The 4,013-nt window shown below is 64.2% G+C and carries 4 protein-coding genes; 1 reads left to right on the forward strand and 3 read right to left on the reverse strand.

Annotated elements, in window-relative coordinates; genetic code table 11:
- Nucleotides 1–162: 162 nt before the first annotated feature.
- The 3 genes from ACSLE4_RS00055 to ACSLE4_RS00065 are packed head-to-tail and all read right to left on the reverse strand — an operon-like array spanning nt 163 to nt 2,848.
- Nucleotides 163–1,545, reverse strand: a complete 1,383-nt coding sequence (locus tag ACSLE4_RS00055; RefSeq protein ID WP_435902447.1) for an ATP-binding protein — start codon at nt 1,543–1,545, stop codon at nt 163–165.
- A complete protein-coding gene (locus tag ACSLE4_RS00060; RefSeq protein WP_435902448.1) occupies nt 1,542–2,255 on the reverse strand; it encodes a response regulator transcription factor in 714 nt (237 codons plus the stop codon). The genes ACSLE4_RS00055 and ACSLE4_RS00060 overlap by 4 nt, the downstream gene beginning before the upstream one ends.
- Before the next feature lie 2 nt (nt 2,256–2,257).
- Nucleotides 2,258–2,848, reverse strand: a complete 591-nt coding sequence (locus ACSLE4_RS00065) for a MarR family winged helix-turn-helix transcriptional regulator (protein ID WP_435902449.1) — start codon at nt 2,846–2,848, stop codon at nt 2,258–2,260.
- Nucleotides 2,849–3,041: 193 nt separating this feature from the next.
- Here ACSLE4_RS00065 and ACSLE4_RS00070 point away from each other — a divergent pair, with 193 nt between their 5' ends.
- On the forward strand, nt 3,042–3,935 hold the full coding sequence (locus ACSLE4_RS00070; protein WP_435902450.1) for a branched-chain amino acid aminotransferase: 894 nt from the start codon (nt 3,042–3,044) through the stop codon (nt 3,933–3,935).
- Nucleotides 3,936–4,013: the final 78 nt, after the last annotated feature.

Below are 4,013 nucleotides of genomic sequence, written 5' to 3' on the forward strand. Positions count from 1 at the left end.
TGGCCGTCGTCATCGACATCCAGTTCGAACTCGGAGCCGGGCTGCTCGTCCTCTTGGAACCCGTCCGGTTCGGCTTGGCCCCAGGCCGGTCCGGTCAACGCCACGGCCAATACTGCAGCCAGTCCGACAATCATTCTGCGCATGGAGCACCTCTCAAGAGATTTAGACCGGGACTTTTAGCACGGCTTTCAGCCCGCCGAGGCGAGATTGATCGAGGGCGATGTCGCCGCCATGGATCCGAGCGATGTCCTGGGCAATGGCGAGACCCAGGCCGGTGGAGCCGGAATCCTGGTTGCGGGCGTGGTCGACCCGGTAGAACGGCCGGAATACATGCTCCCGCTCGTCCTCGGGGATGCCCGGCCCGTCGTCCTCGACCTCGATGGTGAGAGAGCCGTTGTGCTTGGCGGCGCTGACATTCACATGGTTGGCGAAGCGCGCGGCGTTATTGACCAGGTTGGCGACGGCGCGCTTGAAGGCGTGGCGGCGCACGGGTACCACAAGCGGCCCGTCCTCGACGTCGATGTTGATGGTCTGGTCGCCGTGAGCCTGCGTCTTCACCTCGTTCAGGATTTCGCCGATATCGACACGCTCGATGGCCTCGCCGGAGTCGCCTTTCGCAAACGCCATGTAGTCTTCGAGCATGGCTTGCATCTCGTCCACGTCGGCGCGCATGGCGTCGAGCTCGGGCGTTTCCTCGAACATCGCAAGCTGAAGCTTGAACCGGGTGAGGATCGTCCGGAGATCGTGGCTCACGCCGGCCAGCATCACGGTGCGCTGCTCCACGTGCCGCTCGATGCGGTCGCGCATCTCGATGAAGGCATGGGCTGCCTGGCGCACTTCGCGCGCGCCGCGCGGCTTGAAGTCGGCCGGCATGGGCCGGCCCTTGCCGAAACTCTCGGCGGCTTGGGACAGGCGCAGGATCGGCTTGATTTGATTGCGCAGGAAGAGAATGGCTACGGTGAGAAGCACGAAGGAGGTGCCGAGCATCCACACGATGAAGATGTGGGAGTTGGAGGCGTAGGTTTGGCTGCGTTTTGCCAGGACATGCATCACCGTGTCCTTGAGTTTCACCCTGATGTCGACGAAGTCGGAGCGGCCGACCGTGTCGATCCAGAAGGGCTTGCCGATGCGGCGCTTCAACTCATCGGACAGCGTCGAATCGAGCAGATCGAAGAACGGCTTGGAGCGCACTTGCGGCAAGTCCTCGCCGGGCGCGAAGCGCACGCGCAGTCCGAGATTCTTCTCGGCGAGCTTGGTCAAGGTGGCGGCATTTTGGCCTTTCGGGAACTCCTCATACATGTCGATGAGCAGGCCGATATTCTGCACCGTGCCCGTGGACAGGCGATGGGTCACGGTCTGCCAGTGGCGCTCCAGAAAGACGAAGGTCACCACCGACTGGAGCAGCACCATGGGCGCGATGATGATGATCAGCGCGCGCGCATAGAGGCCCTTCGGCATCTTTTCGCCGAACTGCGCGAGCAGCCAGCGGAAGGGCCGGGGGCGTTCCCGCGGGGCCGGGGTGGCGGTGTCGGAGACAGCGCTCATTCGGAGTACAGGATGTAGCCCTTGCCGCGCACGGTCTGGAGATAGACCGGGTTGGCCGGGTCGTTCTCGATCTTACGCCTGAGACGGTTGATCTGCACGTCGACCGCGCGCTCGCCGCCGCTATCGGCGTCCTTGGCAAGCTCATGACGCGACACGGGCGTCCCGGGGCGCTGGGCGAAATAGCGCAGCAGCTCGCGTTCGCGCTCGGTCAGGCGAATGGTCTCGCCGGCGCGCTGCAGCTCGCCGCGCGAGATATGAAAGATGAAATCGCCCATGCGGATCTCGCCGGTGGCCGGCGCCGCGTTGCCGCGCTTCAGCACGTTGCCGACGCGCAGGAGAAGCTCGCGCGGGTCGAAGGGCTTAGCGAGATAATCGTCGACGCCCGTCTCCAGCCCCTCGATGCGCTGATCGGGCTCGGCGCGCGCGGTGAGCATGAGAATCGGCACCTGACTGTCGTCTCGCAGCGTCCTGGCGAATTCGATGCCGGACTCCTTCGGCATCATCACATCGAGAATGAGCAGATCGAAGGCGAGGCTGCGCATGGTGGCGCGCGCGGACTGCGCATCGTCCGCCGTGGTCACCCGGAAGCCGTGATCGTGGAGATAGCGCGCCAGCAAATCGCGAATGCGGCTGTCGTCGTCCACCACCAGAATATGCGGCGCGTTGTCGTCGGGACCGCTGCCCCGATGGGTTTTGATCTGCGTCGGCATGATCAGGACTCGTCCCCCTTATCTCCCTGGCGCGTCTCGGCCGGCATGGTGGACATGATGGAGGAGACTTTGGGCCGATCTTCGGCATTGATCATGGCTTCGAGAAATCGGCGGAGCGCGGCTTCCGCACCGGGCCCTGCGGCCTCAAGCGCATTGGTGAGACGCACGAATTGGGGCGCGGCCAGCCGCTCGGCCAGCGCACGGCCGCTTTCGGTGGGATAAAGCAGCCGCTCGCGGCGGTCCGAGGATCCCGCTTGCTGCTCGATAAAGCCCTGGTCGATCAGCTGCTTGAGCACGCGGGAGAGGCTCTGCTTGGTGATGTTGAGGATATCCAGCAAATCCGCCACCCGCAGGCCCGAATGCCGGTTGACGAAATGGAGCACCCGGTGATGGGCCCGGCCGAAGCCGAAATCCTTCAGAATCGCGTCCGGATCGCCGGTGAAGTCCCGATAGGCGAAGAACAGGAGCTCGGCGAACTCGTGGAGCTTGGCCTCGGGCACGGGCGTGCCATTGCCGCCGGCGGTTGGGCCTTCGCCACGCTTGGCGCCGCCGCCTTTTCGGCCGCGGCTCAGGGGTTCATTTAGGTCAGTCATGTTGACATATTTTTCCGCTTGGTTTATGTCAGCCATGTTGACTTAATTGGGTCCTTGATACGCCTCGCCGCCTGCTCGCGCAATTGCCGCTTGCTCGCAATTTCCCTGGCGGATGGTATGAGGGGCGCAGCACTTGTTTCCGGACGGAGGCCGCCACGCAAGAACGGCCTGTCCTGCTCGTGGAGGAGAGCGCATGTCGAACTACGATCAGCGCGACGGCTTTATCTGGTTCAATGGCGAGCTGATTCCGTGGAACGACGCGCGGGTGCATCTCCTTACCCATGCGCTTCATTATGGCAGCGCCGTGTTCGAAGGCATGCGCGCCTATGACGGCGAGATCTTCAAGCTCACCGAGCACAATCAGCGCCTCCACACATCCGCCGAGATCCTCGACTTCGAGGTGCCGTATTCCGTCGCCCAGCTCGACAAGGCGGCACGCGAGGTCCTGCGCGCCAACACGCTTTCCGACGCTTATGTCAGGCCGCTGGCCTGGCGCGGCAGCGAGCAGATGGGCGTGTCGGCGCAGAAGACGCGCATCAACGTCGCCATCGCCGCGTGGGACTGGGGCTCGTATTTCGATCCGGCCGCGCGCGAGAAGGGGCTGAAGCTCACCTTCGCCAAATACCGCCGGCCCGATCCGGCGACGGCGCCGGTCCACAGCAAGGCGGCCGGGCTCTATATGATCTGCACGATCGAGAAGCACCGCGCCGAGCGCGAAGGCTTCGCCGACGCGGTGATGCTCGACTGGCGCGGGCAGATCGCCGAATGCACCGGCGCCAATATCTTCTTCGTCAAAGACGGCGTGATCTACACGCCGGCGCCCGATTGCTTCCTCGACGGCATCACGCGCCGCACGGTTATCGGCCTCGCCAAGCAACGCGGCTGGAAGGTGGTCGAGACGACCATCATGCCGGAGGAGCTTTCAGGGTTCACCGAGTGCTTCATCACCGGCACGGCCGCCGAGGTCATGCCCGTCGGCTCGATCGGCGAGTACAATTTCACGCCCGGCGAGATCCCCCGCACTCTGAAGAACGACGACGCCGCGCTCGTGCGACCAGCGCGGGCCAAGGTCGCCGCCGCGGGGTAGGGGTGACCCGCCACCTAACGCAACAAGTCAGTCATTTCGGCCAAATAGGTTGCATATGACCGCCAGCCTAGCGCGGTG

It is taken from the genome of Methyloceanibacter sp., from assembly GCF_051306395.1.
Taxonomy (GTDB): domain Bacteria; phylum Pseudomonadota; class Alphaproteobacteria; order Rhizobiales; family Methyloligellaceae; genus Methyloceanibacter.

Bases quoted from the DNA above. Each gene is read 5' to 3' on its own strand.
- ACSLE4_RS00055 (WP_435902447.1), bottom strand. From the start codon at position 1,545: ATGAGCGCTGTCTCCGACACCGCCACCCCGGCCCCGCGGGAACGCCCC.
- ACSLE4_RS00060 (WP_435902448.1), bottom strand. From the start codon at position 2,255: ATGCCGACGCAGATCAAAACCCATCGGGGCAGCGGTCCCGACGACAAC.
- ACSLE4_RS00065 (WP_435902449.1), bottom strand. From the start codon at position 2,848: ATGACTGACCTAAATGAACCCCTGAGCCGCGGCCGAAAAGGCGGCGGC.
- ACSLE4_RS00070 (WP_435902450.1), top strand. From the start codon at position 3,042: ATGTCGAACTACGATCAGCGCGACGGCTTTATCTGGTTCAATGGCGAG.